Source organism: Kribbella rubisoli (assembly GCF_004217145.1).
GTDB lineage: Bacteria > Actinomycetota > Actinomycetes > Propionibacteriales > Kribbellaceae > Kribbella > Kribbella rubisoli.
On sequence record NZ_SHKR01000013.1, the window covers coordinates 998,138 to 1,024,494 of the forward strand.

General features: G+C 66.8%; 24 protein-coding genes and 1 pseudogene. 12 read left to right on the forward strand and 13 right to left on the reverse strand.

Annotation, left to right across the window (positions count from 1 at the left end; genetic code table 11):
* Window positions 1–3: 3 nt before the first annotated feature.
* From EV645_RS24960 to EV645_RS24970, 3 genes are read left to right on the forward strand one after another with little or no spacing between them, the layout of a single operon-like run.
* Window positions 4–1,365, forward strand: a complete 1,362-nt coding sequence (locus tag EV645_RS24960) for an extracellular solute-binding protein (RefSeq protein WP_198681825.1) — start codon at window positions 4–6, stop codon at window positions 1,363–1,365.
* Window positions 1,362–2,330, forward strand: coding sequence for a carbohydrate ABC transporter permease (locus EV645_RS24965; RefSeq protein WP_130446357.1), 969 nt, complete (start codon window positions 1,362–1,364; stop codon window positions 2,328–2,330). The genes EV645_RS24960 and EV645_RS24965 overlap by 4 nt, the downstream gene beginning before the upstream one ends.
* Complete coding sequence (locus EV645_RS24970; RefSeq protein WP_130446358.1) at window positions 2,327–3,148, forward strand: carbohydrate ABC transporter permease; 822 nt, start codon at window positions 2,327–2,329, stop codon at window positions 3,146–3,148. The genes EV645_RS24965 and EV645_RS24970 overlap by 4 nt, the downstream gene beginning before the upstream one ends.
* 8 nt (window positions 3,149–3,156) lie before the next feature.
* On the opposite strand, the gene EV645_RS24975 is transcribed toward EV645_RS24970, so the two are convergent.
* From EV645_RS24975 to EV645_RS24985, 3 genes are read right to left on the reverse strand one after another with little or no spacing between them, the layout of a single operon-like run.
* Entirely contained in the window at window positions 3,157–4,134 is a 978-nt protein-coding gene (locus tag EV645_RS24975) for a hypothetical protein (protein ID WP_130446359.1), read from the reverse strand.
* Complete coding sequence (locus tag EV645_RS24980) at window positions 4,134–4,628, reverse strand: SigE family RNA polymerase sigma factor (RefSeq protein WP_130446360.1); 495 nt, start codon at window positions 4,626–4,628, stop codon at window positions 4,134–4,136. Before EV645_RS24980 ends, EV645_RS24975 begins: the two co-directional genes overlap by 1 nt.
* Before the next feature lie 51 nt (window positions 4,629–4,679).
* Window positions 4,680–5,927, reverse strand: coding sequence for a DUF4032 domain-containing protein (locus EV645_RS24985; protein ID WP_242000650.1), 1,248 nt, complete (start codon window positions 5,925–5,927; stop codon window positions 4,680–4,682).
* A gap of 67 nt (window positions 5,928–5,994) precedes the next feature.
* On the opposite strand from EV645_RS24985, the gene EV645_RS24990 reads away from it, so the two are divergent.
* The 5 genes from EV645_RS24990 (at window position 5,995) to EV645_RS25010 (ending at window position 11,974) form a co-directional block, all read left to right on the forward strand.
* The gene (locus EV645_RS24990; protein ID WP_130446362.1) at window positions 5,995–6,987 is read left to right on the forward strand and encodes a LacI family DNA-binding transcriptional regulator; all 993 of its coding nucleotides are present in this window, start codon (window positions 5,995–5,997) and stop codon (window positions 6,985–6,987) included.
* 174 nt (window positions 6,988–7,161) lie between these two features.
* Window positions 7,162–8,532, forward strand: coding sequence for an ABC transporter substrate-binding protein (locus tag EV645_RS24995; protein ID WP_130446363.1), 1,371 nt, complete (start codon window positions 7,162–7,164; stop codon window positions 8,530–8,532).
* 239 nt (window positions 8,533–8,771) lie between these two features.
* Window positions 8,772–9,557 carry a carbohydrate ABC transporter permease gene (locus EV645_RS25000; RefSeq protein ID WP_242000630.1) on the forward strand — a complete coding sequence of 262 codons (786 nt, stop codon included), beginning with the start codon at window positions 8,772–8,774 and terminating at the stop codon, window positions 9,555–9,557.
* Window positions 9,554–10,423 (forward strand): carbohydrate ABC transporter permease, encoded by an 870-nt coding sequence (locus EV645_RS25005; RefSeq protein ID WP_130446364.1) that lies wholly within the window; start codon window positions 9,554–9,556, stop codon window positions 10,421–10,423. Before EV645_RS25000 ends, EV645_RS25005 begins: the two co-directional genes overlap by 4 nt.
* Window positions 10,424–10,432: 9 nt before the next feature.
* A complete protein-coding gene (locus tag EV645_RS25010; protein ID WP_130446365.1) occupies window positions 10,433–11,974 on the forward strand; it encodes a glycoside hydrolase family 13 protein in 1,542 nt (513 codons plus the stop codon).
* 6 nt (window positions 11,975–11,980) lie between these two features.
* Here the strand turns inward: EV645_RS25010 and EV645_RS25015 are convergent, their stop codons facing one another.
* The 8 genes and pseudogenes from EV645_RS25015 to EV645_RS25050 form a co-directional block, all read right to left on the reverse strand.
* On the reverse strand, window positions 11,981–12,694 hold the full coding sequence (locus EV645_RS25015; RefSeq protein ID WP_277877091.1) for a HipA domain-containing protein: 714 nt from the start codon (window positions 12,692–12,694) through the stop codon (window positions 11,981–11,983).
* A gap of 63 nt (window positions 12,695–12,757) precedes the next feature.
* Window positions 12,758–12,986 (reverse strand): annotated as a pseudogene (locus EV645_RS43425) (HipA N-terminal domain-containing protein); the annotation flags it as partial.
* Window positions 12,987–13,005: 19 nt separating this feature from the next.
* Complete coding sequence (locus EV645_RS25025) at window positions 13,006–13,311, reverse strand: helix-turn-helix domain-containing protein (RefSeq protein WP_157997150.1); 306 nt, start codon at window positions 13,309–13,311, stop codon at window positions 13,006–13,008.
* Between the two features lie 92 nt (window positions 13,312–13,403).
* A complete protein-coding gene (locus EV645_RS25030; RefSeq protein WP_130446368.1) occupies window positions 13,404–15,620 on the reverse strand; it encodes a heavy metal translocating P-type ATPase in 2,217 nt (738 codons plus the stop codon).
* A complete protein-coding gene (locus EV645_RS25035; RefSeq protein WP_130446369.1) occupies window positions 15,601–16,572 on the reverse strand; it encodes a hypothetical protein in 972 nt (323 codons plus the stop codon). The genes EV645_RS25030 and EV645_RS25035 overlap by 20 nt, the downstream gene beginning before the upstream one ends.
* Window positions 16,569–16,787, reverse strand: a complete 219-nt coding sequence (locus tag EV645_RS25040; protein ID WP_130446370.1) for a heavy-metal-associated domain-containing protein — start codon at window positions 16,785–16,787, stop codon at window positions 16,569–16,571. The genes EV645_RS25035 and EV645_RS25040 overlap by 4 nt, the downstream gene beginning before the upstream one ends.
* Before the next feature lie 21 nt (window positions 16,788–16,808).
* A complete protein-coding gene (locus tag EV645_RS25045; protein WP_130446371.1) occupies window positions 16,809–17,105 on the reverse strand; it encodes a metal-sensitive transcriptional regulator in 297 nt (98 codons plus the stop codon).
* Window positions 17,106–17,732: 627 nt separating this feature from the next.
* Window positions 17,733–18,203: a nuclear transport factor 2 family protein gene (locus tag EV645_RS25050; RefSeq protein ID WP_130446372.1), complete on the reverse strand. Its 471-nt coding sequence runs from the start codon at window positions 18,201–18,203 to the stop codon at window positions 17,733–17,735.
* Window positions 18,204–18,555: 352 nt separating this feature from the next.
* Between EV645_RS25050 and EV645_RS25055 the strand changes: the two genes are divergently transcribed.
* Together EV645_RS25055 and EV645_RS25060 are read left to right on the forward strand one after the other, a co-directional pair.
* Window positions 18,556–19,476, forward strand: a complete 921-nt coding sequence (locus EV645_RS25055) for an ABC transporter ATP-binding protein (RefSeq protein ID WP_130446373.1) — start codon at window positions 18,556–18,558, stop codon at window positions 19,474–19,476.
* A complete protein-coding gene (locus EV645_RS25060) occupies window positions 19,476–20,465 on the forward strand; it encodes an ABC transporter permease subunit (RefSeq protein WP_130446374.1) in 990 nt (329 codons plus the stop codon). Before EV645_RS25055 ends, EV645_RS25060 begins: the two co-directional genes overlap by 1 nt.
* On the opposite strand, the gene EV645_RS25065 is transcribed toward EV645_RS25060, so the two are convergent.
* Complete coding sequence (locus EV645_RS25065) at window positions 20,458–22,965, reverse strand: YfhO family protein (protein WP_130446375.1); 2,508 nt, start codon at window positions 22,963–22,965, stop codon at window positions 20,458–20,460. The genes EV645_RS25060 and EV645_RS25065 overlap by 8 nt on opposite strands.
* 33 nt (window positions 22,966–22,998) lie before the next feature.
* On the opposite strand from EV645_RS25065, the gene EV645_RS25070 reads away from it, so the two are divergent.
* A complete protein-coding gene (locus EV645_RS25070) occupies window positions 22,999–23,991 on the forward strand; it encodes a glycosyltransferase family 2 protein (RefSeq protein ID WP_130446376.1) in 993 nt (330 codons plus the stop codon).
* Between the two features lie 19 nt (window positions 23,992–24,010).
* Here the strand turns inward: EV645_RS25070 and EV645_RS25075 are convergent, their stop codons facing one another.
* Window positions 24,011–25,090 carry an ABC transporter ATP-binding protein gene (locus EV645_RS25075; protein ID WP_130446377.1) on the reverse strand — a complete coding sequence of 360 codons (1,080 nt, stop codon included), beginning with the start codon at window positions 25,088–25,090 and terminating at the stop codon, window positions 24,011–24,013.
* A 223-nt stretch (window positions 25,091–25,313) separates the two neighbouring features.
* Between EV645_RS25075 and EV645_RS25080 the strand changes: the two genes are divergently transcribed.
* A complete protein-coding gene (locus EV645_RS25080; RefSeq protein WP_130446378.1) occupies window positions 25,314–26,342 on the forward strand; it encodes a LacI family DNA-binding transcriptional regulator in 1,029 nt (342 codons plus the stop codon).
* Window positions 26,343–26,357 lie beyond the last annotated feature (15 nt).

A 26,357-nucleotide genomic window follows, 5' to 3' on the forward strand; every position in this document is an offset into this window, starting at 1 on the left:
GCCATGACCACAACGAACTCAGGGCTCTCCCGCCGCCGGTTCCTGGCGCTCGGCGGCGTGGCGGCCGGCGGTGCCCTCACGGTGGGCTGTTCGCCCGCGTCCTCCACGAACACTCCGGTCGCGACCGGCACCGGATCCAAGGCCAAGGGTGCCGTGACCGTGATGTCACAGTCGGGAGAATTCGGGCCGAAGGAGGCCAAGGCGGCCTCGCAGGCGCTCGGCCTGACCGTCAAGACCGTCGAGTACGACCTGACCAAGCTGACCGCGATGCTTGCCAGCGGCAACCCACCCGACGTGGTCCGGGGCATGGGCGCCACCGATACGGCGTACCTCGCAGCCCGGCAGGTCGCCGAGGATCTCGATCCGTACTTCGCGAAGAGCACGCTGATCCAGGCCGACGACATCGACCCGGTGAACGACCTGTGGCGGTTCGACGGGCAGAAACAGGGCGCCGGCCCGCGGTACGGGTTCGCGAAGGACTACTCGCAGGACGCCATGCTCTGGTACAACTCCGCACTGTTCGACGCTGCGAAGGTTGCGCATCCGAGCTCGGCCGAGCCGCTGTCGTTCGACGAGCTGCTCGACCTCGGCAAGAGGCTCACGAAGCGGCAGGGTGCCAAGGTGAGCGCCTACGGCCTGAACGCGAACGGGCTCAGCGTCTTCATCACGCTCTGCGGGATGACTGCCTCCGCGGGCGGCAGGGTGCTCGCCGACGACCTCGCATCGGTCGATCTGAGCAGCCCGGAGGCGCTGCGCGCGATCACCTGGTACCTCGACTACGCGAAGGCCGGTATCGGCCCAACTGTGCTCAACCCGGATCCGAACGGCTGGGACGGTCCGACGTTCCAGGCAGGCCGGATGGCGATCGCGACCGACGGCTACTGGTTCGGCGGTGTGTTCAGCGCCGACGCGAAGAACGCGAAGCTCGCGCATCTGCTGCCGGCGCCGCAGTTCGGCACCGGCGCGCGGATCAGCCCGTGCTACGGCGCGACCGGGCTCTGGATGCCGAAGGCCGGCAAGAACAAGGACGCGGCCTGGGCGGTGATGGAGTGGTTCCTGGCCGGCGACCCGGCCAAGGCGCGGGCGAAGGGCGGCTGGGGGATCCCGCCGCTGAAGTCGCTGCAGAAGCTGATGCCGCAGACGCAACCGTTCCAGAAGGAGGCGTACGAGGTCCAGTCGGCAGAGCAGAAGTACTTCTCGGTGATGACCTTCACCCCGTACCTGCGGCTGGACGCGATCGACGGCATCATCGGCCGTGAGTTGCCCAAGGCAATCAAAGGTACGACGTCGCCCGCGCAGTTCGCGGACACCGTGATGAGCCAGGTCAACACGCAGCTCGCCGATGGAAAGAAGCGCTTGCGGTGAGTGTCCTGACCGAGGTACGCCGTCCTGCCGCGCCGGCTGCCGTGGACCGGCGGAAGAAGCCGCCCGGCCTGCGGAAGGCGCGGACGTTCTACCTGTTCGTCGCACCGTGGATCATCGGGTTCGTGGCGCTGACGGTGTTCCCGCTCGGGTACGCGTTCTGGCTCAGCCTGACCGACTCCGACGGACTGTCGCCGCGGACCCATTTCGTCGGCTTCGAGAACTACGTGGCGATCTTCCACGACCCGCTGACCCTGAGCTCGCTGGGCAGGACCGGGCTGTTCGCGCTGGTCACAGTGCCGCTGTCGATCTTTGCCGGGTTGCTGCTCGCGGTGATGCTGAACCAGCCGATCAAGGGCAGGGGACTGCTGCGCGGGCTCATCTACCTGCCGGCCGTGGTTCCGCCGGTGGGTGCGGCGCTCACGTTCCGGTTGATCTTCGACCGCGATGCCGGCGCGGCGAACGGCGTACTGAGCGGGCTCGGGGCGAATCCGATCACCTGGCTGGTCGATCCGAACGTGCGTTATGTGCTGTACGCGCTGGTGGTGTGGGGATGTGGCGGATCGATGATCATCTCGCTGGCCGGCCTGCAGGACATTCCGCGTGAGTTGCTCGAAGCGGCTCAGGTCGACGGGGCGTCGTACTGGCAGTCGTTCACGCGGATCACTGTGCCGTTGCTGTCCCCGGTGATCCTGTTCCAGGTGATCACCGGGGTGATCGGATCGCTGCAGTCGTTCGCGCCCTTGCTGTTGTCGTCGGGGTCGCTGAGCGGCGCGGGGACGGTGCCACAGGGCAACTACCTCTACATGATCCACGTGTTCGCGCAGTACTTCAGCGCATCCCGCTTCGGCTATGCGTCGGCGATGTTGTGGATGCTGTTCGCGGTGATCCTGCTGGTCACGCTGCTGATCATCAAGGTGAGCGCCCGGACCGTCTTCTACACCGTCGAGCCGGAGGGGAAGAAATGACCCGGACCTACCGGTGGGCGCTCTCCATCGTGCTGCTGGCTGTCGTTCTCGTGATGCTGAGTCCGATCCTGTGGCTGGTGTCGACGTCGCTGAAGTCGCCGGCCGAGATGGCGTCGTTCCCGCCTTCGTGGTGGCCATCGGCACCGCGGTTCGCCAACTACACCGATGCGATCAGCCAGGTGAACTTCATCGGCGCGACGCAGAACTCGCTCACGATCGCGTTCATCAGTACCTCCTTGACCACCTTGAGCTCGGCCTGGGTCGGATTCGGGTTCGCGCGGCTGACGGCGCCGGGGAAGAAGCAGTTGTTCGTCGTGCTGCTCGCGACCATGATGCTGCCGGGGATTGTGACGCTGGTTCCGACGTACCTCATCTTCGCGAAGCTGCACATGGTCAACACCTACTGGCCCTGGGTGGCGTGGGGGCTCGGCGGGAGCGCGTTCCTGATCTTCTTGTTCCGCCAGTTCTTCGCCGGCATCCCTCGCGAAATGGAGGAGGCCGCGATCATCGACGGCTGTGGGTACGTCGGGATCTTCTGGCGGATCTTCCTGCCGCAGTCGTGGCCGGTGATCGCGGCCAGTGTGATCCTCTCGTTCACCCACGCCTGGGGCGACTTCGTCGGACCCGCGATGTTCCTCAGCCAGGACAGTACGACGCTCGCCGTCGCGATGGCCACCGGCTACGTCAACGACAAGGGCCTCCCGATGAACAACCTGGTCGCGGCCGGCGCCGTCATGTACGTCCTGCCGGTCCTGGTCCTCTTCCTGTTCATGCAACGCCGCTTCGTCAGCGGCTTCTCCACGTCGGGCATCAAATAGCGAGGAAGTCACCGCGGCAGGGAGGGGATCGGCTTGACCGGGTCGAAGAGGTCGGCGCCTTGGATTTGCTGATGGGGGCCCGACCGGATGAGGTCGAGGCCCGGCCAGTTGTTGATGGAGCAGACGGTGTACGGGACGTGGACCGGCCACGACTGGTTGTCGGCGCGGAGGTGGATGACGTACTCGCGGGCCTCGTCCTGGCAGCTGGCTGGTTGCGGGGCCGGACGTGGCGTGGAGGCGTTGAGGAGTTGGTCGGCCAGCGCCAGAGCCTTGTCGGACTGGACCTCCGAGCCGGCGATCAGCGAACCGTTCCAGTACTCGCAGATCGAGGCCGCGGTGATCTGGGCCGTCGGCTTGCCCGTCGGTCCGTCGGCGGGCTGCCGGGCGGTGCAGCCGTAGTAGTCCGTGTTGGTGATGGGCCGGGCTGAGCCGAGGATCGTTCGGCGGAGCACGTCGTCCTTCGTCAGTACGCTGAGCTTCACGCCGCCGACTACGCGGGTCTCCTCGGTCCAGCCACCGTCGTACCGCTTGATGCCTGGCGCCTGGACGTCGTTGAACCACAGGTATGGCTGCCGCCGAGCCAGCGGGAGTACGGCCGTGTTGCAGGTGTAGACCTTGCTGGCCGGCCAGCCGTTCAGCCGCCCGATGGTGGGAACTGCCGAGTTGCCGAGGAAAGTGCACGGCGCCGGTCCGGACACGTACTGCGTCCAGCGCGCCGGAACCTGTACCTGGACTGTCCTGAAGGACTCCCATCGCCAACCGGTTTGCGGGTTCTGGGCGATCTGCGGATCGGTGCGCAGTTCAAGGTGGGTTGCGGTGATCGCGGTCGCGACGGCTGCCGCGGCGATGACGACGGCGCCGATCGTGCGGCCGGTGCGGCGGCGGCGTAGGCGGGTGTGGACTCCGGCCAGGAGGCGGTCGTCCGATGGGGCGTCCGCCGCGTGCTTCGACAGGCTGTCGGCGATGAGTTGTTCGGAGCGGTCCATCAGTGCTTGACCTCCTCGGTGGTGATGGTGGTGCGCAGCCTCGCCAGGGCGCGGTGGATCTGGGAGCGGACGGTGGCGGGTGAGCAGTCCAGGATCACGGCGATCTCGGCGTCCGGGAGGTCCTCGTAGTAGCGCAGTACGACGGCTGCTCGTTGCTTGGCGGGCAAGGTGGCGCACAGTGCCCACACCGCGTCGTGCTCTGCCTGTGCGGCCGCATGGTCCGGGCTTGTCGTGCCGGTGCCGACTTCCTCGGCGGGAGTCTCCCGGCGGAAGAAGCGGCGCCAGCGGGAGATGTCGGCGTTGACGATGGACCGCCGTACGTAGGCCTCCGGATCCTGGACGCGACAGATCTTGGTCCACTTGGAGTACGCCGCGATCAGCGCGTCCTGGACTGCTTCCTCGGCGCGGTTGTGGTCGCGCGTGACGAGGTACGCGAACCGCAGCAACGCCGCACCCCGCTGAGCGACCCAGTCGTCGAAGTCGGGTGACTCCATCCGGCACCTCCCACCCTGATCACGTCGCGGAGGGCCGGAACGTTGCAAACCTCAGTCGGGCTCGGGAAGAGTCGGTGTCGGCAGGGCCAGCTTCTCGTCCGGTTTCGCCGCCAGTACGTCGTTCACGTACGAGCGGGCCGCTTCCATCGTGTCGACCTCATGGCCGGCCTGTTCGGACAGGAACCAGCGGTGTTCGAGAACCTCGTGGAACACCTCGGCGGGTTCGAGCTTGCGGTTCAGGTCGCGGGGGACCGAGCGGACGACTGGTTCGAAGACCTCGGTCAGCCACTGGTGGGCGACGATCTCCTCGTCCTCGTTCTGCTGGTCGGTGGCGGCGGCGAACGCGTCCAGGTCGTTGAGCAGCCGGCGCGCCTGGTTCTCCTCGACGTCCAACCCGGTGAGTCGGAGCAGTCGACGCGAGTGGTGGCCCGCGTCCACGACCTTCGGCTGGATGCGGACCTGGCTGCCGTCCCAGTCGGTGATGATGTCGATCTCGGCGACGTCGAAGCCGAGCTCGTTCAGTCGCCGGATCCGCGAGTCGAGCCGGTGCATCTCGTCGTTGGCGAACTCCTCCGGTGCGGTCAGCTCGGCCCACAGCGCCTCGTACCGCTTCTGGATCGACTCGACTGTCTCCTGCGGGTCGATGGACTCGTCGAGCAGACCGCCCTCCTGCAGGTCGAGCAGTTCGCCGAACAGGTTGATCTCCGCGGTGTACAGATCGTGCGCCCGCTGCCCGTCGGAGATGTCCTGGTGCAGCTCACCGGTCTCGGCATCCACCAGGTACGCCGCGAACGCGCCGGCATCCCGTCGGAACAGGGTGTTGGACAGCGAGCAGTCGCCCCAGAAGAACCCGAGCAGGTGCAGCCGAACGATCAGCGCGACCAGTGCGTCGATCAGCCGGTTGACCGTGTCGGGCCGGAGCGTGCTGGAGAACAGCGCGCGGTACGGCAGGGAGAACTGCAGGTGCCGGGTGATCAGGATCGAGTCGATCGGCTCGCCGTCGCGGTCGACCCGGTCGGTGATCACACCGACGGGCTCGACGGAGGGCGCCTCCAGGCGTTCGAGGTCGCGGAGCAGCCGGTACTCGTGCATCGCCAGATGCTCGAGGACCTCTTTGATTGCGTACACCGTGCCGTTGACCCGGACGAAGCGGACGACGTGCCGCGAGATACCGCGCGGCAGCGCGACCAGCTGGTCCTCGGGCCAGTCCTCCAGCGGGACGTCCCAGGGGAGCGACAGCAGGCCGGTGTCCGGGCGGGTGGCGACGAATCGGGGCACGGCTCCCAGTCTGTCAGGAATCCTGAGGGTTCAGCGAGGTACGCAAGTGCTTGCAAATTCTTGCGTGATTGGGCGTACAGTTTGCGCTATGACACGACGACTTGCAGAGGTGGCCAAGAAGGTCGGGGTCAGCGAAGCCACCGTGAGCCGCGTCCTGAACGGGAAGCCCGGGGTGTCCGAGGCGACCCGTGAAGCGGTGCTCACCGCACTTGATGTCCTCGGGTACGAGCGCCCCACGCAGCTGCGCGGTGATCGCGCCCGGCTGGTCGGTCTGGTCCTGCCCGAGTTGCAGAACCCGATCTTCCCCGCGTTCGCCGAGGTCGTCGGCGGCGCGCTCGCGCAGCAAGGTTTCACGTCCTTGCTCTGCACCCGGACGGTCGGTGGCGTGTCCGAGGCCGACTACGTGGATCTGCTCCTCCAGCAGCAGGTGTCCGGGGTAGTGTTCGCCGGCGGTTTCTACGCCCAGGCGGACGCGCCGCACCAGCACTACGAGCTGATCCAGGAGCGCAAGCTGCCGACCGTGCTGGTCAACGCGGCGGTCGACCACCTCGGGTTCCCGCAGGTCTCGTCGGACGACTACGTCGCTGCGGAGATGGCGATCGGGCACCTGCGAGCGCTCGGTCATATGCGGATCGGGATGGTGCTCGGTCCGCGTGACCACATCCCCTCGCGGCGGAAGCTCGAGGCGTACCTCGCTGCGGACGAGGCCGATCCGAAGCTGGTCGAGCACACGATGTTCTCGCTCGAGGGCGGGCACGCGGCCGCGACCCGGCTGGTGAACTCCGGCGTCACCGGCATCGTCTGCGCGAGCGACATCCTCGCGCTCGGTGCGATCCGCGCCGTACGCCGAGCCGGCCTGAGCGTGCCGGGCGAAGTCTCGGTGATCGGGTACGACGACTCGGCGATGATGAACTGCACCGACCCACCGCTCACCACCGTCCGCCAGCCGATCGACGCGATGGGCCGCGCCGCGGTCGACATGCTGGTCGCCCTGATCGAGCGCGCTGTCGTACCCGCCGACGAACTGCTCTTCGAGCCCGAGCTGGTCGTCCGCGCCTCTACCGCACGAGCCCGGATCTAGACGTAACCCAGTACCACGGCAGCCGCTGACCGCTCTGGTCGGCGGCTGCTGTCGTTTGTCGTCTAGCCGGCAATCTCCCATGAGAAGTCACGTTTTTGCAATGTCAGATCGAAGTATTGCGATCATGCGTCCAGTTCCCTACGGTGTCCACACGATCCGAGGGAGAGGGTGGAAATGACGACAACGCGCCGCGGGCTCAGCCTGCTGCTGGTTGCGGGACTCGGGCTGGTGGCCGCGTCCTGCGGGTCGGACGACGGAAACAAACCGGCCGCTGGGGGAGCGTCGGACGGGCCGGTGACGATCACGGTCGGCTGCGAGCCGCCGAAGAGCAATCCGAAGGAGCGCGAGGCCTGGGAGGCGGATGTCGCCACGTTCCAGAAAGCGCACCCGAACATCACCGTGCAGGGCAAGGACGCGTTCCCCTGCATCAACCCCGACACGTTCCAGGCGAAGCTGGCCGGCGGGACGCAGGAGGATCTCTTCTACGTCTACTACACCGACGTCCGGAAGATCATCGAGAAGAAGCAGGCCGCCGACATCAGCCAGTACGTCGGCACCGTCGGTGCGGTCAAGGATCTGCGTCCGGACGTGATGGGCGTGTTCAAGGACGGCGACAAGACGTACGGCCTGCCGCGCAACAACTACAACATGGGCCTGGTCTACAACCGGAAGCTGTTCACGCAGGCCGGTCTGGACCCGGCCAACCCGCCGAAGACGTGGGAAGAGGTCCGCGACGCGGCGAAGAAGATCGCGGCGCTCGGCCCGGGGTACGTCGGGTACGGCGAATACTCCGCCGGCAACACGGGCGGATGGCACTTCGCGGCCGAGTTGTACGCCCGCGGCGGGTCGATGGTGAGCGACGACGGGAAGACCGCGGCGTTCAACAGCGACGAGGGCAAGGCGGTTCTCGAGAACCTGAAGAAGATGCGTTGGGACGACAACTCCATGGGCACGAAGCAGCTGCTCCAGTGGGAGGACCTGATGCGGATGATGGGCGGCGGCAAGCTCGGGATGATGGTCGGTGCGCCCGATGTCGTGCAGTCGGTCAACAACGACTTCAAGGGCAAGTTCGACGACTACGGCGTCACCGCCGTACCGGAGTCGGACGGGAAGTCGTCGCTGAGCGGTGGCGACGGGTACATGTTCAACCCGAAGGCGTCGCCGGAGAAGATCAAAGCGGGTCTGCAGTGGCTCGAGTTCCACGAGCTCACGCCGGGCAAGGGGCAGTTCGACTACGCCCGGTCGAAGGAGCAGGGTCGCCCGGTCGGTCTGCCGATCCCGGACCTGTACGGAACCAGTGCCCCAGGCAACGAGATCACCGCGTTGCGCAAGCAGTACGCAACGGTCCCGGTCGACAACTTCGCGCCGTACGTCGCTGCCCAGGGCAACATCACCAACAAGCTCGAACCGCCCAAGGCGCAGGAGCTCTACGCCGTCCTCGACGTAGCGATGTCCGCCGTCCTCACCCGCAAGGACGCCGACATCAACAAGTTCCTCTCCGACGCCGAAGGCAAGGCCAACAAGATCCTCGCGAAGAACACGTGATGGATGACAAAACCACAAGCACCCGCCGTCCTCGCTCCGCGGGGACGGCGGGTGGTGTGGGAACAGCTGTGGAGGATCTGCAGGTGGGTTGGGGGTCCGAGAGCCGGCCGGTGGAGTGGCACGAACCTCCGACCCCTGACGGTGCCGGAGCTCTGCGGAGAGCGTTCGGCCGGAACCTGACGGCGTACGGGTTTCTCTGTGCGGCCTTGATCTGCTTCGCCTTGTTCTCCTGGTATCCGATGGTTCGGGAAGTTGTGCTGAGTTTTCAGCAAAACAACTTCGTGGATCCGGGAGTCTGGGTCGGGTTCGACAACTTTCGTACGGTCATTGCGGACCCGGCGTTCCGGTCTGCGTGGTTGAACACGGCGGCCTTCAGCGGGTTGGCGCTGGTGATCGGGTACGCCGTGCCGTTCGTGCTCGCCGTCGTGCTCAATGAGTTGAAGCATGCGAAGGCGTACCTGCGGTTCGTCGTGTACCTGCCGGTGATGCTTCCGCCGGCGGTCGCCGTACTGCTGTTCAAGTGGTTCTACGACCCGGGCGCAGGCCTCTTCAACCAGGCGCTCGACGTCGTACACATTCCGCCGTTGAGCTGGCTGGACTCGACGAGTACGGCGCTCATCAGCCTGGTGATCGTGTCGACCTGGATGAACCTCGGCACCGGCACGCTGATCTACCTCGCCGCGCTGCAGAGCATCCCCGGCGATCTGTACGAGTCCGCGGAGCTCGACGGCGCGGGCCTGTTCCGGCGCGTCTGGCACGTGACGATCCCGCAGACCAAGCTGATCCTGCTGGTGATGCTGCTCCTGCAGATCGTCGCGACGATGCAGGTCTTCATCGAGCCGTACCTGCTGACCGGCGGCGGCCCGGAGAACGCGACCGTGACGGTCGCCTACCTGATGTACCAGTACGCCTTCAACTTCGGCGACTTCGGCGGCGGTTCCGCACTCGGCCTGATGCTGATGATCGTCCTGCTGGTCTTCTCCACGGTCTACCTGCGTGTGTCGCGCGAGGAGGACGCCCGATGAGGACCTTGGTCTCACCGCTCGCTCTCCGCACGCCGCGCGGCCGGGTCATCTACTGGACGATCCTGACGGTGACGGTCGTCGGGTTCACCGGCGCGTTCGTGTTCCCGCTCTACTGGATGGTGACGGGCGCGCTCAAGTCACCTGACGAGCTCGCGCAGATTCCGCCCAGCTTCTTCCCGAAACACTTCGACCTGCACGTGTACGTCGACGCGTGGGAGCAGCTCCAGCTCGGAGTCTTCCTGAAGAACACCGTGCTGTACGCCGGTGGCGCGTGGCTGTTCACGCTCGCGGTCGACGTCAGCGCGGCGTACGCGTTGTCGAAACTGCGGCCGATCTTCGGGAAGCTGGTGCTCGGCGCGATGCTGGCGACGCTGATGATCCCGCCGATGGTGCTGCTGCTGCCGACGTACCTGGTTGCGAAGGACCTGCCGATCTTCCACGCGAACCTACTGAACACTCCGTGGGCGATTTGGTTGCCGGCGGCAGCGAACGGCTTCTTCGTGTTCCTGCTGAAGCGGTTCTTCGACTCGATCCCCCGCGAGCTGCTGGAGGCCGCGGAGATCGACGGCGCCTCACCCGCGAGGATCCTCTGGTCGATCGTCCTGCCGGTCTCCCGCCCGATCATCGGCGTCGTGTCGATCCTGTCCGTGGTCACGGTCTGGAAGGACTTCGTCTGGCCCCTCCTGGTCCTCCCGGAGACCGACAAGATGTCCATCAGCGTAGGTATCGCCTCCCTATCGGCCCAAATGCCCCAGAACGTCCTCATCGCGTCGCTGGTAATCGCCAGCCTGCCCACAATCCTGGTGTTCTTCATCTTCCAACGCAGCATCATGGCCGGCCTCACGGCCGGAAGCCTCAAAGGTTAAGGAGATTCGATGGCCGACGAATGGTGGCGCGGAGCTGCGATTTATCAGGTCTATCTGCGGAGTTTTGCCGATGGCAACGATGATGGGGTCGGGGATCTGGCCGGTTTGCGTGCCAAGTTGGCGTATTTGGCCGAGCTTGGGGTGGACGCTATCTGGTTGAACCCGTGGTATCCGTCTCCGATGGCTGACGGTGGATACGACGTGGCCGACTACCGGGCGATCGACCCGGCGTTCGGGACGTTGGCGGAGGCCGAGGCGTATATCGCGGAGGCGCATGCGCTGAACATCCGGACGATCATCGACATCGTGCCGAACCACGGCTCCGACCAGCAGGACTGGTTCGTCGAGGCCCTGCGCGCCGGCCCGGGGTCGCCCGAGCGCGAGCGGTTCCTGTTCCGGGCCGGCCGGAACGATGGTCCGCCCAACGACTGGCAGTCGATCTTCAACGGGCCGGCGTGGACTCAGGTGGAAGACGGTGAGTGGTACTTGCACCTGTTTGCGCCCGAGCAGCCCGACTTCAACTGGCGGAACCCGGAGGTTGTCGAGGAATTTCACGACATCCTCCGGTTCTGGCTGGATCGCGGCGTCGACGGGATCCGGATCGACAGTGCCGCCGTCCTGTTCAAGGACCTGGACAGCGTCGAGGAGTCGTACACCGACCACGACGAAGTACACGAGGTCTATCGCGGCTGGCGGCACCTCACCGATCAGTACGACGGACGCTTCCTCGTCGGCGAGATGTGGATGCCGGACCAGGAACGCTTCGCGCTGTACCTGCGGCCGGACGAGATGCAGACCGCGTTCAACTTCGACTTCCTGTCGCGTCCGTGGGAGGCCGACGAGCTCCGCGCCTCCATCGACCTCACCCTCTCGACCCACGTGCCGATCGGAGCGCCCCCGACCTGGGTGCTGTCGAACCACGACGTCACCCGCCCGGTGACGAAGTACGGCCGCCCCGACACGTCGTTCTCCCACCAGGACCGCAAGCACGGGATGCAGACCGATCTGGTGCTGGGCGAGCGCCGGGCCCGCGCGGCCGCCCTGCTCGCCATGGCGCTTCCCGGAAGCCTCTACGTCTACCAGGGCGAAGAGCTCGGGTTGCCAGAGGTTGAGGACCTGCCGGACGAGCTGTTGCAGGACCCGATCTTCGCCCGCTCGGGAGGCACGGACCGGGGGCGGGATGGTTGCCGAGTGCCCCTACCTTGGTCCGGCAAGGAACCGCCCTTCGGCTTCGGTGCGGGTACGCCGTGGCTCCCGCAGCCGGCGGACTGGAAGAACCTGACGGTCGAATCCCAGCACGACGACCAGAACTCGATGCTGGCCCTGTACCGCACCGGCCTACGGATCCGACGCGAACTGCTCGGGGACGGAACGCTCACCTGGATGGACTCCCCACCCGACGTCCTCAGCTTCCAGCGCGAGACCCTCACCTGCATCACCAACCTGAGCGCCGACCCGATCGAGCTGCCGTCGCACGAGGAGGTGCTGCTGAGCAGCATCCCCCTCGACAACGGCAAACTCCCAACCGACGCAACCGCCTGGATCAGATGAGGCGGTTCAGGTGGACGGCTTCCACGGTCGTACGTCGAGCCGGCCCCAACCATCGCGACGGCCTGCGACCTGGGCGTCGATCAACTCGGCGATCCACCGGGCACGGTCGCGCAACGACTCGGGCACCCCGGACTCGTTTGCGGCCGTGAAAAAAGCCGCCGGAATGCGAGCACGGAGATGTTGTACGCGGCCGATCGCCCGGTCGCGCGTCATCCCCAGGCGTGCTCCGGCGGCCGCCCAGGGGCCGCCATCGGTTTGGTACTTCATACCCGGTGCAGCGGACAATGCCTGGCAGAGGTCTTCTTGGTGAAGCCGCCGCCAGCGTCCGTCCTGGTCCTGGATGCGGTCGTATCGTCGGGAGACGAGCACTTCGTAGCGGTCGGTCGTCAACACCTCGGTCGCCGCGGCGGGGAGGCCGCAGAGCTGAGCTGCGCGCAGGCAGAGGTGTTCGTTCAGGTGATGCCCTTCGTAGTTCGGCATCGACGACTTGAGGATGTGAGTCGTCGGCGTCGAGTCGCACGGGACGCCCCAACGCCCATCCGGTGAACGGAAGAGTGCGATCTTGCTCTGTGCTCCGGCCAGACTCCACCGGCCGGCGTTCCGGCCTGGATCCCAGCTCTCCGGACTCCGCGCGAGGTCAGTGAGAGTACGCCCGATCGCCTCGTCGTCGAGCCACTCGATCTCACCCTGGCGGCTCGCGTCGTCGCAGTCCGATGTCATCGGCAAGATCTGTACGGCGCCCGCGGCGTCACGGCCGATGTGGCCGAGCAGGGCGAACGGGTTGTTCGCGGACACGCCGTACTTGCGGCCCAGCCGTTGGAGTGCGGGTTCGCTGTCGGGCAGTAGGCCGGAGATGAAGGCGAGAACCCGCTTGTTCGGGTGCGCCTTCCGCTTTCGGCATGGACAGCGACAACGGCACGCTCAACGGCCGGCTCCGATAGGTGTCGTCGTACTCGAACGAGAGGTTGCCATGCGCGTTCTGGTGCAGGGTGCCGACCCGGACACCGTCCAGGTACGTGGCGAGCTGGTCTTCAGCCGTCGACGGCTCGCCGGTGTTCCGGCTCGCGCGCGGTCAGGGGGCTGAAGACCTCTTCCCAAGCGGTCTCGGTCGGATCCTCGGTCGCAGCGTCGTCGTCGCTGACCAGCAGCGTAAGTCCGGCCGCGGCGAGAGTGTTCAGAACGAGTTGCAGTTCGAGACGTGCGTGGCCGCGTTCCAGTCGAATGAGCCACTCGCGGGAGACTCCGGCTTCCCGGGCAAGCTGTTCCTGTGTCAGGCGACGCCGTGCCCGCGCCTGGCGCACGGCGGCGCCGAGGTCGTGTGCGCTACGGATCTCCATCGGCGCTCCCTGCGTGTGGTCGTACGGCCACATTAGCAGATGTTGCAGTACGACCACAAAGATGGGGGTGGTCGTACTGCAACACTCATCGCTTATGTGAGCGAACGGAACCGACGCAGCCGTAGGCTGTTGGATACGACGAAGACCGAGCTGAAGGCCATCGCGGCCCCGGCCAGCATGGGGTTCAGCAGGCCGGCGGCGGCGAGCGGCAGTGCCAACACGTTGTAGGCGAAGGCCCAGAACAGGTTGCCCTTGATCGTGCGCAACGTGCTGCGGGACAGCCGAATGGCATCCACAGCCGCCCGCAAATCGCCGCGTACCAACGTCAGATCGCTTGCTTCGATCGCTACGTCGGTGCCGGTGCCCATGCTCAGGCCGAGGTCGGCCTGGGCGAGGGCGGCCGCGTCGTTGACGCCGTCACCGATCATCGCGACCACGCGACCCTCGTCCTGCAGCTTCTTCACCGCGTCGACCTTGCCGGCCGGGAGTACTTCGGCGATCACGTCGTCGATCCCGACCTCGCCGGCAACCTTCAGCGCAACTGCTTCGTTGTCGCCGGTCAGCAGCACCGGCCGCAGACCCAGCTCGCGCAACTGAGAGATCGCCTGCACCGACGTCGGTTTCACGGTGTCCGCAACAACCAGCACGGCCCGCGCAACCCCGTCCCAGCCGACCGCAACCGCCGTACTGCCTTCCGCCTCAGCATGTTCCTTCGCGTGGGCGAGTTCGGAGGGCAGGTGCTGGCTCCACTCCTCCAGCAAGCGAGTCCGCCCGACGAGTACGGCGTGCCCGTCGACGATCCCTTGCACCCCAAGACCTTCGACGTTCCCGAAGTCCTCGACCTCAGGCAGCTTCCCGGCGGTTGATGCAGCCCGGGCGACGGCCTGCGCGATCGGGTGCTCCGACGAGTGCTCCAGCGCGCCCGCCAACCGCAGTACCTCGGCCCGCTCCTGACCGGGAGCCAGCAGTACGTCGACCAGCTCCATCCGGCCCGTGGTCACGGTGCCCGTCTTGTCCAGTACGACGGTGTCGACGCGCCGCGTGGACTCGAGCACCTCCGGCCCCTTGATCAGGATGCCCAACTGCGCGCCACGACCGGTCCCGACCATCAACGCGGTCGGTGTGGCCAGCCCCAACGCACACGGGCAGGCGATGATCAGTACGGCGACCGCCGCCGTGAACGCGACCTCCACCGGCGAACCGTTGCCCAGCCAGAAGCCGAGCGTCGCCAGCGCAAGCCCGATCACGATCGGCACGAAGATCCCGGACACCTTGTCGGCAAGGCGTTGTACGGCGGCCTTCCCGTTCTGCGCGTCCTCGACCAGCCGCGCCATCTGCGCCAGCTGAGTATCCGCGCCGACTCGCACAGCCCGTACGACGAGCCGTCCGCCCGCATTGACGGTCGCACCAACGACTGCGTCACCAGCGCCGACCTCGACCGGCACGGACTCGCCGGTCAGCATCGACGCGTCGACCGCGCTGCTCCCGGTCACGATCACACCGTCCGTCGCGATCTTCTCGCCAGGCCGGACGACGAACTCGTCGCCTACGACCAGCTGGTCAGCCGGGATCCGAGTCTCCGTACCGTTCCGCAGTACTGCGACATCCTTTGCCCCGAGCTCCAGCAGAGCGCGCAAGGCGGCACCGGACCGACGCTTGGCCCGCGCCTCGAAGTACCGCCCGGACAGGATGAACACGGTGACCGCGGTCGCCACCTCGAGGTAGATCTCCTCGGCGCCGCTGCCCCGGGACGGGATCAGCGTGAACGGCATCTTCATGCCTGGTTCGCCCGCCGAGCCGAGGAACAACGCGTACAGCGACCAGAGGAACGAGCTCACCACGCCCAGCGAGATCAGCGTGTCCATCGTCGTCGCGGCGTGCCGCAGGTTTGTCCAGGCGGCCTTGTGGAACGGCCAGGCCGCCCACGTGACCACCGGGAACGCCAGGGTCAGTGACGCCCACTGCCACGAGTTGAACTGCAGCGCCGGGATCATCCCGAACGCGACCACCGGCACCGTGAGCACGATGCTCGCGATCAGCCGCTGCCGCAGGGGCTTCAGCTCATCCGGCTCCTCCGCCTCGGTCGTGACGGCCGGCGTCGGCAGGGCCGCGGTGTAGCCGGTCTTCTCGACGGTGGCGACCAGGTCGTCGGTGGAGACGCCCTCGGGGTACGTCACCTTCGCCTTCTCGGTGGAATAGTTGACAGTCGCCGTGACGCCGTCCATCCGGTTCAGCTTCTTCTCGACCCGGGCGGCGCAGGAAGCGCACGTCATCCCGCCGATGATGAGCTCAACGGACTGGTTGCTCATGTTCGTGTGCCTCCTCTTCATGCGCGGTGGATGTCGGTACGCCGGTCGGCGGGGCGATCGTGGTGCCGGTCGAGTCGACGTGCACCGTGAACTCCGCGGTGTGAACGGCGCCGGCGTGCTGGAAGTCCAGGAACAGGCTGTACGTGCCCGCGGTCGGGAAGGTCGTCATGAAGTCGATCGACGGGCCGCCCTTCATCCCCGGCTCGGCGTGCTGCGCCGGGTGGTTGTGCAGGTAGGCCAGGTCACCGCTGCGCAGTGAGACCAGGTGCCCGAAGGCGCCCAGGTACGGCTGCAGGTCGGTCACCGGCTTGCCGTTCTTGCTGACCTTGAACGTCAGCTGCGATTCCTTGCCCGCAACCGGCGTACCGGCGAGCGTCACGTCGTACCCGTGAATGCTGGTGACGGCGGCGGGTTCGTTGAGCGGGACCGGGACATACAGCCCGGTGACGTTGACGTCCGTACCGAGCGTGATGTTCTTGTCGAGGCCGGCCGGCTGGAAGTCGGCGTACATCCGCCATGTCCCGCCGGCGGTGAACGTGAACGGGATACTCCACGTCCCGTCCGCCGCCAAGGTCGGGTGCACGTGGTGGAAGCCGGACAGGTCGCGCCGTACGACGATCAGATGCAGATCCTTCTCGTGCGTCCTCGTGTACTGCGTGACCGGCTTGCCGTCAGGCCCTTTGATGGTGAAACGTAGTGCGGTCTTCGTGCCGGCGGTGAAGAACGTCGACGCCGGGGAGAACGTGTACCCCGCGTCGGACACCGCGAGCCCCGGCAGTTGCCCGCCGGCGTCGTGACCGCCCGTGTCGCCCATGCCCATCTCCTGCGACTGCGAAGGTGTGTTGGCCGCCGCGATCGGGTCGACCGCGGTGCCGATGCCGTACGCCGCCCCGAAGGCGAGCGCCAACGCACCGGCGAACGCGCCGAGCCGGAGCGCGGCGGCCCGGCTCACGACGCCGCCAGAACGTAGCCCGCCTCGTCGACGGCCTCACGTACGGCGGTCTCGTCGAGCGCGGACTCACTCGTCACGTGCACCGCGGAGGTGCCGCCCTCGACGAGATCGATCGTCACGTCCTGCACACCGACGAGCTTGGTGAGCTCCTCTGTGACTGCGGAGGTGCAGTGCGCGCAGGTCATGCCGGAGACGGAGTAAGTGGTGGTGGTCATATCGGTTGCTCCTTGAGTGATTTAGCTACGAACCAGGCGTGCGATCGCGTCGGAGGCCTCGCGGACCTTCTCCTCGGCCTCCGGACCGCCCTTCTGCGCGGCCTCGACCACGCAGTGCGAGAGGTGCTCGTCGAGCAGCTCGAGCGAGAACGACTGCAACGCCTTCGTGGCGGCCGACACCTGGGTCAGGATGTCGATGCAGTACTTGTCCTCCTCGACCATCCGCTGCAGACCGCGAATCTGCCCCTCGATCCGCCGCAGCCGCTTCAGGTGGCTGGTCTTCTCAGCGGTGTATCCGTGTACGTGCTCGTCGCTCATCTCAAACTCCTCAGCTACCCCTCGGGGGTATGTCGACACCCAAAAAGTACCCCCTCCGGGTATCAGATGCAAGTCCTGCTCGGATACCTAGAGGGGGTATTCATCCAGCGCGTGCTCCGCAGGCGCCTTCCTCGTCGCGACGCTCCTCCCCGCGCCTGCCCCGCGCGCTCCCGCCTGCCCTCCGGCTGCCGCCGGCGTTGTTTCCGGCTTATCGCCGGGCGGCGAGCTGCCGCTCGCGGTGAATGCTTGGTGGAGCTGCCTCGCGTGGCCGGGGACGTGGGTGGTGGAGGTGGTTGGCTTCACGCGCGCTTGGCGGATCTCCTGCGTCGAGCGGGCATGGTGGGTGGTGGAGAAGATCTCCGCGCGTCCTGCGCAACGTGTTCCTCGTCGCTGCGCTCCCACCACGTCCGCCGTTCGAAGGCCCCACCTAGTGCCTCGTCAAGAAAGGTTGTGGTCGTAACGACCGCTCGCCGGTCGCAACAGGAAGGGTTATCCGCGCGTGTTGGGCCTTCTCTGCTGGTGTACGAGGGGAGAGGGCACAACAACAGAGGAGAACCCTGGGGTGGGGAATACAACCCGAACGTTGCTTGACGAGGCACTAGCCATCGGGGCTATTCGTGCCGGAGATCAGAGGCCCAGCTCGGTGAGGCCTGGGTGGTCGTCCGGGCGGGGGCCTGGGACGTCCCAGTGGAACAGTCGGTCGGACTCGGCGATCACCTGGTCGTTGATGCTCGCCCGCCGTACTCGCATCAACCCGTTCTCGTCGAACTCCCAGTTCTCGTTGCCGTGTGAGCGGTACCACTGGCCGGCCGCATCATGCGACTCGTAGACGAACCGGACTGCGATGCGGTCGTCGGTGAAGGCCCACAGCTCCTTGATCAGCCGGTAGTCCAGCTCGCGCGCCCACTTCTGCGTCAGGAACTCGACAACCTCGGCCCGCCCGTTCACGAAGACGTCCCGGTTCCGCCAGTAGGTGTCCGGCGTGTAGGCCAGCGACACCGCCTCCGGATCCTGCTTGTTCCACGCATTCTCCGCAGCGCGGACCTTCTGGACGGCGGTCTCGCGGGTGAACGGGGGTAACGGGGGACGGGCGTTCACGACCAGCTCCTTCAGTAGCCAACAGTTTCCGTTCAATCTTGGATCAAATCACCCGGAAATGCGATCCACCCGACGCGCTCCGCGGGGTCTGGGTGGCACGGGCTCGCCGCGCAGCCGGGAGGCGGATGGCGGGTTATGTGCCCGCTGACGGGATATATCCCGCCAGCAATGAAACAACCCGCTATCGGGGGAAGGGAAGGCAGGGCAAGGCCGGTCAAGGCTGGGGCGAGGCCGGAGCGAGGCCGGGCGAGGCTGAGGCGGGTGGGAGCGCGTGGGGTGGGCGCGGCTCACCGTGTGTTTGCGAACAAACCTGTCACGCTGTGCGTCTGCTCACTGACGAGAGGGGGCGCTGATGCCCGACGTGGCCATCAGTACGCGCGGGTTGCGCAAGACCTACCGGACCCGGCGGGGGCGCAAGGTGGTTGCCGTGCAGGGGCTCGACCTCGAAGTACCGACCGGCGGTGTGCACGGGTTCTTGGGGCCGAACGGTTCAGGGAAGACGACCTCGATCCGCATGCTCCTCGGGCTGGTCCGATCCGACGCGGGCACGATGACGGTCTTCGGCAAGACAGTGCCGGCGCAGCTGCCCGAGGTGGTCGGCCGGATAGGGGCGATCGTCGAGTCGCCGAAGTTCTTCCCGGCGTTCACCGGCCGGAAGAATCTCGAGCTACTCGCCGAGGCGATCGGTGCCCCGAGGACGCGCGTCGGCGAAGTACTCGAGCAGACCTCATTGGGTGAGCGTGGCAACGACCGCTTCCGTTCGTACTCGCTCGGCATGAAGCAGCGCCTCGCGATCGCCGCCACCCTGCTGAAGGAGCCCGACCTGCTGATCTTCGACGAGCCGACCAACGGCCTCGACCCGGCCGGCATCCGGGAGATCCGTGAGACCATGCGCGGGCTCGGCGACCAGGGCAAGACCGTACTCGTCAGCAGCCACATCCTGGCCGAGGTCGAGCAGGTCGCCGACACCGTCTCGATCATCGGCCACGGCCGGCTCCTCGCCTCAGGAACAGTCGCCGAGGTCATCGGCGGCAGTACGGCGCCGACCGTGAAGGTTGCCGTGGGCAACCACGAGGCCGCGACCAGGATCCTGACCGCAGCCGGCATGACCGTGCGGGCCGACGGCAACTACTTGCTCGTCGAAGGTGCGCCCGACCCGGCCGACGTGACCCGTCGCCTTGCCCACCAGGAGCTGTACGTGTCGGAGCTGGTCCCGGTCCGCGCCGACCTGGAGTCCGTCTTCCTCGAGCTGACCGAGGGCGAGGGGTTGTGATGATCCGACTCACCAAGGTCGAACTCCGCCGCCTGACTGCTCGCCGGCTCACGTTGATCGGCGTAGCCGGGCTCTTCCTGATCACCGCGCTGCTGCTCGTAGCGACCTGGTTCGACGCGCGACCGCTGTCCGCGGCCGAACAGCAGCAAGCTGAGCGACAGTTCCAGCTGGCCCACAAAGACTGGGTCGACCACGCCGCCGAGAACCGCGCGCAATGCGAGGAGGACTGGAAGGCCCAGCCCGACCCGAAGCCGACGGTCGACGACATGTGCTCCTACCCGGAGCCCAAGCTGGAGGACTACGGCAAGCCGCCGACGGTGTTCGCCCAGATCATGCCGGATCTGCTGCAAGGATCGTCGTACTTCCTCGCCTTCGCCGCGTTCCTGATCGGGGCCAGCTTCGTCGGCGCCGAGTTCAGTTCTGGTGCCATCGGCAACTGGTTGACGTTCGAGCCGCGCCGGCTCCGGGTCTACGGCAGCAAGCTGCTCGCGGCAGCGACCGGCTTCGTGCCGATCGCCGCGGTAGTGCTCGCGATCGTGCTACTGGGCACGTTCCTGATCGTCGACCACCTTGGTGACACCGCCAGTACGACAACAAAGACCTGGGGAGATCTCAGCGCGATCGGCGGCCGAGCCGTGGTGACGACCGCGCTCGCGGCCGCCCTCGGGTGCATCGTCGGCCTGCTGCTACGGCATACGGCGGCGGCGATCGGTGTGGTGATGGGGTACCTCGTCCTCGCCGAGGGCGTGTTCGCGGCGTTTCTGCAGAAGGCCCAGCCGTGGCTGGTGAAGATCAACTTCGACGCCTTCGTCCGCCACGACGCGCAGTACTACGTGACCGAGTGCAAGACCGGCAACGACGGCAGCTACATCTGCGACTACGTCCAGAAGACGCTGTCGTTCGAGCATGGCGCCTGGTACCTGGCGACTCTCGCCGTGGTCATGGTGCTGCTCGGCGGGTGGGTGTTCCACCGCCGCGACGTCAACTAGCGACGCGCCGCCGTCGTAGCGCGCCGAGGAGCACGATCCCGAGCGTGAGTACGGCGGCGGCACCGCCGATCGCCAGCCCACGACGCATCCCCGGCGGTACGAAGGTGCAGTCGATCCGGTCTGCACTACCGGTCAGCGGCACAGCAATCAGCCCGCCGTAGTCCCGCGGCACCGCAGCCTTGCCGCCACCGACCGAGCACATCCAGCCGTCGATCTTCGGTACGGCGACCACGGCGTACCCCGTGCTGCCAGGGCGCAGCGTCGCGTGCAGGGAATGACCGCCGGCCTCCACATCGGTCGCTCCGCTCTCGCGCAGCCGCCGGATCGCCTTCGCCAGCTCCTGGTGGTTGAGGCATCCGATCGCGCTGGACGGCGGGATGCCCTGCGGGTCGTCGCCGAAGTTGAGCTCGATCAGCACCACCCCGGTCTTCGGCACGGAGCCGAGGGCGATCATCGCGCTGCTCGTGTTGATCCCCGGCCGCCGCGTCGCGCTCAGCTCGTGCCACTGCCCGTCAGCCAGCCGAGCCCGTCCGCCGACGCGAGGCATGAACAGGTACGCCGACGTACCCGGCGTGCACGCCGCGACCAGCTTGACGTCACCGGTCTCGAACCGCGTCCCCTTGTACTTCGGGACTTCGTACACGGTGCTCCCGAGCAGCCGCTCCTGGATCGCGTACGCATTCGGCGCATTGGTGTCGACCTCGGTCGTCGCACCGAGCCGTCGCCGTACCGTCACGAGTGGCGGCGCATCGGACCGGGTGATGTTCGGTTGCCCGGTGCCGACGAGCCGCATCCGCGCGCCGACCGAGAAGATCGCGTCGGTGACCGGGTTGTCGAGAGTGCGCGACGCGCGACCGTACCCGGACCAGCCGAAGCCAAGGCCGGTCAACGTCTCGTTGGTCGACTCCGGCAACAGGCTGCTGTACAGGCCGGCGCCCTGCCCGCCGAGCAGGATCGGGTCGTTCGGCGTGATCGACGTACCCGGCTCCGTCCGATACGCAGGCCAATGTCCCGCCGCCCGCAGCGCGTCGTACCGCGCTGTCTGCTTGTCGTCCCATGCCGCGGCCGACGCGCCGAGCACGTGCCCGCGTTGCTCGTCGGTGATCACCGCGGTCCAGGTGGTCTCCACCGCCACAACCGCAAGCAGTACGGCGAATGCCGCTGCCACCGGCCATTTGACCCGCCGGGTGTTCGTGAACCGGCGCAGCGTCCAAATGGTGCCGAAGACAACCAAAGTCGCGACTCCGGACCCGATCAGCACGGACAACCAGTGCCTGGTCAGCAACGGACTGCCATCCGACAGTACGGCGATCAGCGCGAGCAACCCACCGCCGCCGAGCAACGCGATCGGGCCTGGCAGCTTGTGCGAGACCGAGACCCAGGCGAGCACCACGATCACGCCGCAGAGCACGAACGCCTCGCGGTACTGGCTGCCGTTCGGGGTGTCGAACGCGTGCCAGAACTCCTGTGTGGGCGGCCACCTGAAGGACAACGTGATCAGGACGGTCGTGATCACCCAGACGAGCTTGGTCAGCCACGGCACGAACTTGTTGAACGGCATCGTCAGCGCGAGCAGCAGGGCAACGGTTCCGACGTACAGGCTCGCTGTCCGGCCGACGCCCTCGGTCAGCGGCAAGAGGCGGGACAGGAAGACGTCCAGCGCCGACGGGTGGAAGATCCCGGACGGCGACGGCGTTGCGGCGCGGTTCGTCGTGATGATCGGTAGCAGGATGGGCGCGACCAAGGCCATGCCCAGCACGAACGAGATGCCGTGCCGCAGGATCGCCCGCAGCCGCAGCGACCACTTGAGGTCGCTGGTGAGCACCCGGGCGAGCAGGTAGATCCCACCCGCGATCGTTGCCATGTAGGCGGTGTAGAAGTTGGACAGCCAGAACAGGCCGACCACGAGCACACTGAGCAGCCGGTTGGTCCGGCGCAGTGACCACTCCGCGACCATGAAGAACATCGGCAGTGCGATCAGGCCGTCCAGCCACATCGGCACGTACGATCCGTCGTCGAGCGCCCAGCCGCAGACGCCGTACGAGACACCCAGCATCGCGGCAACCCACCGGGGGCCGGGACGCATCTTCATCAGTAGGGCCGCCATCGCGGCCGCGGCCAGGCTGAGCTTCAGGGTGGTGATGACGTAGACGGCCAGGTCGATCTGATGGCGGGGGAACAACCCCACCAGCAGGGACAATGGGCTGCCGAGATTGACCCCGAGGTCGGCCAGGAAGCCGACCCCGAACGCGCTCTGCCAGTTGAACAGCAGGTCACCTTGGGCCTGGCCGTGCAGGACGTCCCACAGGTGGGCGAAGAAGGGGATGTACTGCGTGCCAAGATCGTTGGTACTGCGCGACAGCGAACCGAAGGGATAGGTACCGCGGATGATGCCGGAGGTGGCGAACACCGCCGCCACGACGACGAAGGCGACGACGGCAGCCAGCAGCGCCGAACGTCGCCGCGCTGCCCTTGGTGATTCGCCGTCCTCTGAGGCCACCGACCGTCCCCCTGTCCTTCCTGGAAGTTGCGCATGAGCCCGATAACGCGCCTGAGCCTAGTGGTGCCGTGTTACAACGAGGTCGAGGTGGTCAGCCGGTTCCACGAGGCGCTCAGTCGTGAACTGTCTGCCTCCGGCCGGCCGTACGAGATCGTGTACGTCGACGACGGCAGTAGTGATGGGACGCTCGAGGCCCTCGTCGGGTTGGCAGCCACCGACGACTCGGTCCGATATCTGTCCTTCAGCCGCAATTTCGGCAAGGAAGCCGCGATGCTGGCCGGCCTGCGGTACGCCTCCGGCGATGCGATCGTCATCATGGACGCCGACCTGCAGCACCCGCCGGAACTGATCGGCCGGATGCTCGAGGAGCACGAGCGTGGTTTCGACCAGGTCATCGCCCGGCGTAACCGCACCGGCGACCCGGCCACCCGCACGTTGTTCGCGCGGGCGTACTACTGGCTGATCAACAAATGGGCCGATGTCGAGCTGACGGACGGGGTCGGCGACTTCCGGCTGTTGTCGCGGCGCGCGGTCGACGGGCTGCTCGAGCTGAACGAGTACAACCGCTTCTCCAAAGGGCTGTTCGCCTGGATCGGGTTCGAGTCGATCCTGTTCGAGTACGACAACGTGAAGGCGGCCCCGGACCGGAAGAGCCGATGGACGTTCCGGCGACTGCTGGAGTACGGGCTCGACGGGCTGCTGTCGTTCAACAACAAGCCGCTGCGGATGGCGATCTACGTCGGCCTGCTGCTGACCGCGGTGGCGGCCGGGTATGCGATCTGGGTACTGGTGGCGGCACTCCTGCACGGGGTCGACATGCCGGGGTACGTCACGCTGATCGCGGCGATCACCGGGCTCGGCGGCCTGCAGATGGTCATGCTCGGCGTGATCGGCGAGTACATCGGTCGGATCTACTACGAGACCAAGAAGCGTCCGCACTACCTGCTCAAGCAGACCAACATGAACCCGGTGGACCGGCTGGACAAACCACCGGCCTCGGGTGGACGAACCACCCGAGGCCGGTAGACGAAACTCCTGCTGACGATCAGGCGGTGAGCCGCTCGTCGGTGGAGGTGGAGAACAGGTGCAGCTTGTCCGGCACCGCCGCGAGGCGGATGGTCGAACCCTTCTCGACCGGCATCCGGGCGTCGATCCGGGCGACGATCTGCTGGTGCTCTTCGTTGTGCTCCGCGGTGCCGTACAGGTACGCGTCGGCGCCGAGCTCCTCGACCACGGCGACCTTGACCGGCAGGCCCTCGTCGGAGACCTTGAAGGCCTCCGGGCGAACACCGACGGTCAGGGTCTTGTCGCTGCCGGCCTTGGCCAGCAGGCTCCGCTGCAGCGGGATCACGTAGTCGCCGACCTTGGCGCCGGTCTCGGTGATCTCGGCCTCGATCAGGTTCATCGCCGGGGAGCCGATGAAGCCCGCGACGAACTTGTTCTTCGGGTTGTCGTACAGGTTCAGCGGGGTGTCGACCTGCTGGAGCAGACCGTCCTTGAGCACGGCCACCCGGTCGCCCATCGTCATGGCCTCGACCTGGTCGTGCGTGACGTACACGGTCGTGACACCGAGACGCTGCTGCAGCTCGGCGATCTGCGTACGGGTCTGCACCCGCAGCTTGGCGTCGAGGTTCGACAGCGGCTCGTCCATCAGGAAGACCTGCGGGTTACGCACGATGGCGCGACCCATGGCGACACGCTGACGCTGACCACCGGACAGGGCCTTCGGCTTGCGCTCGAGGTACTCCTCCAGGCCGAGCAGCTTGGCGGCCTCCATGACGCGCTTGGCGCGGTCTTCCTTGGACACGCCCTGCATCTTCAGCGCGAAGCCCATGTTGTCGGCGACCGACATGTGCGGGTACAGAGCGTAGTTCTGGAACACCATCGCGATGTCCCGCTCCTTCGGCGGACGGTGCGTGACGTCGCGGTCGCCGATGTAGATCGAACCCTCGTTGACCTCTTCGAGGCCGGCGAGCATCCGGAGCGAGGTGGACTTACCACAACCCGACGGGCCGACGAGCACCATGAACTCGCCGTCCTCGATCTCGAGGTTGAGCTTGTCGACGGCCGGCGTGTCAGAACCGGGGTAGATCCTGGTCGCCGCCTTGAACGAAACAGTAGCCATGACGATTTCTTCCCTTCACCGGCAGGAACGTGCCGGACGATCCGAGTAAAGGCACCCCCAAGGCGGGGGAGTCCGCCTATCCTCGCCTGGCCCGCTCGTCCTGACAAGGTATGCGGCGTGTGACGTGTCCGTTCTGTTCACGTTGTGGACATCCCTGCGCAGTCTGCAAGTTCTTGCAGGATCTTGCTGAAATGTCAGGCGTCGGCTGGGTACAGTGCCGGGCGTGAGCAGCAGAGCGCGGCTGGCGGATATCGCGGCCAAGGCGGGGGTCAGTGAGGCGACGGTCTCGCGGGTACTGAACGGCAAGCCGGGGGTGGCGGACGAGACGAAACAGTCCGTCCTGACCGCGCTCGACGTCCTCGGGTTCGAACGGCCGACCCGGTTGCGGCGGCGGTCGGCGGGGCTGATCGGGCTGGTGATGCCGGAGCTGATCAACCCGATCTTCCCGGCGTTCGCCCAGGTGATCGAGTCCGCGCTGTCGCAGCGCGGCTTCACCCCGGTGCTCTGCACACAGTCACCCTCCGGAGCCACGGAGGAGGAGTACGTCGAGATGCTGCTCGAGCGCGGCGTCTCCGGAATCATCTTCGTTTCCGGGCTGCACGCCGACACCGGCGCGGACCACGCCCGGTACCAGGCGCTGGTGGAGCGACGGCTGCCGGTGGTGTTCGTCAACGGCTGGCTGCCGTCGGTCGAGGCGCCGTTCGTGTCGTCGGACGAGTACGCCGCGATGGAGCTCGCGGTCGCGCATCTCGTTGCCCTCGGCCACCGCCGGATCGGGTTCGCGTCCGGGCCCGAGCGGTTCATCGTCGTCCAGCGGAAACTGGCCGGGTACCGGACCTCGATGAAGGCGCAGCTGGGGGTGTCGGACGAGGACATCGATCCGATGGTCGCGCTGAGCATGTTCGGGGTCGAGGGTGGCGAGGCAGCGGGCCGGCAGTTGCTGGATGCGCACGTGACCGCGGTCGTCTGCGGCTCCGACATGATGGCGCTCGGCGTGATCAGGGCCGCCCGCCAGCGCGGCCTCGCCGTACCGGGCGACTTCTCGGTGGTCGGCTACGACGACGCCCCGATGATGGAGTTCACCGATCCGCCGATGACCACGATCCGCCAACCGGTGCAGGCGATGGGGCTTGCCGCGGTGCAGTCCTTGCTGGAAGAGGTCCGCGGCCACGCCACGCCGCACACCGAGTTCCTGTTCCGCCCCGAACTGGTCGTCCGGGGCTCGACGGGTCCGGTCAGAAGGGACATCTGAGAGCTCCGGCCCGGA

Excerpts from the sequence above, each read along its gene's own strand:
- EV645_RS25075 (WP_130446377.1), bottom strand. The coding sequence starts at position 25,090 with ATGGCTACTGTTTCGTTCAAGGCGGCGACCAGGATCTACCCCGGTTCT.
- EV645_RS24980 (WP_130446360.1), bottom strand. The coding sequence starts at position 4,628 with ATGGAGTCACCCGACTTCGACGACTGGGTCGCTCAGCGGGGTGCGGCG.
- EV645_RS25015 (WP_277877091.1), bottom strand. The coding sequence starts at position 12,694 with ATGACATCGGACTGCGACGACGCGAGCCGCCAGGGTGAGATCGAGTGG.
- EV645_RS25000 (WP_242000630.1), top strand. The coding sequence starts at position 8,772 with ATGGTTCGGGAAGTTGTGCTGAGTTTTCAGCAAAACAACTTCGTGGAT.
- EV645_RS24975 (WP_130446359.1), bottom strand. The coding sequence starts at position 4,134 with ATGGACCGCTCCGAACAACTCATCGCCGACAGCCTGTCGAAGCACGCG.
- EV645_RS24995 (WP_130446363.1), top strand. The coding sequence starts at position 7,162 with ATGACGACAACGCGCCGCGGGCTCAGCCTGCTGCTGGTTGCGGGACTC.
- EV645_RS25030 (WP_130446368.1), bottom strand. The coding sequence starts at position 15,620 with ATGAGCAACCAGTCCGTTGAGCTCATCATCGGCGGGATGACGTGCGCT.
- EV645_RS25010 (WP_130446365.1), top strand. The coding sequence starts at position 10,433 with ATGGCCGACGAATGGTGGCGCGGAGCTGCGATTTATCAGGTCTATCTG.
- EV645_RS25055 (WP_130446373.1), top strand. The coding sequence starts at position 18,556 with ATGCCCGACGTGGCCATCAGTACGCGCGGGTTGCGCAAGACCTACCGG.
- EV645_RS25045 (WP_130446371.1), bottom strand. The coding sequence starts at position 17,105 with ATGAGCGACGAGCACGTACACGGATACACCGCTGAGAAGACCAGCCAC.
- EV645_RS24960 (WP_198681825.1), top strand. The coding sequence starts at position 4 with ATGACCACAACGAACTCAGGGCTCTCCCGCCGCCGGTTCCTGGCGCTC.
- EV645_RS25005 (WP_130446364.1), top strand. The coding sequence starts at position 9,554 with ATGAGGACCTTGGTCTCACCGCTCGCTCTCCGCACGCCGCGCGGCCGG.
- EV645_RS25060 (WP_130446374.1), top strand. The coding sequence starts at position 19,476 with ATGATCCGACTCACCAAGGTCGAACTCCGCCGCCTGACTGCTCGCCGG.
- EV645_RS25070 (WP_130446376.1), top strand. The coding sequence starts at position 22,999 with ATGAGCCCGATAACGCGCCTGAGCCTAGTGGTGCCGTGTTACAACGAG.
- EV645_RS24970 (WP_130446358.1), top strand. The coding sequence starts at position 2,327 with ATGACCCGGACCTACCGGTGGGCGCTCTCCATCGTGCTGCTGGCTGTC.
- EV645_RS25025 (WP_157997150.1), bottom strand. The coding sequence starts at position 13,311 with ATGGAGATCCGTAGCGCACACGACCTCGGCGCCGCCGTGCGCCAGGCG.
- EV645_RS24990 (WP_130446362.1), top strand. The coding sequence starts at position 5,995 with ATGACACGACGACTTGCAGAGGTGGCCAAGAAGGTCGGGGTCAGCGAA.
- EV645_RS25040 (WP_130446370.1), bottom strand. The coding sequence starts at position 16,787 with ATGACCACCACCACTTACTCCGTCTCCGGCATGACCTGCGCGCACTGC.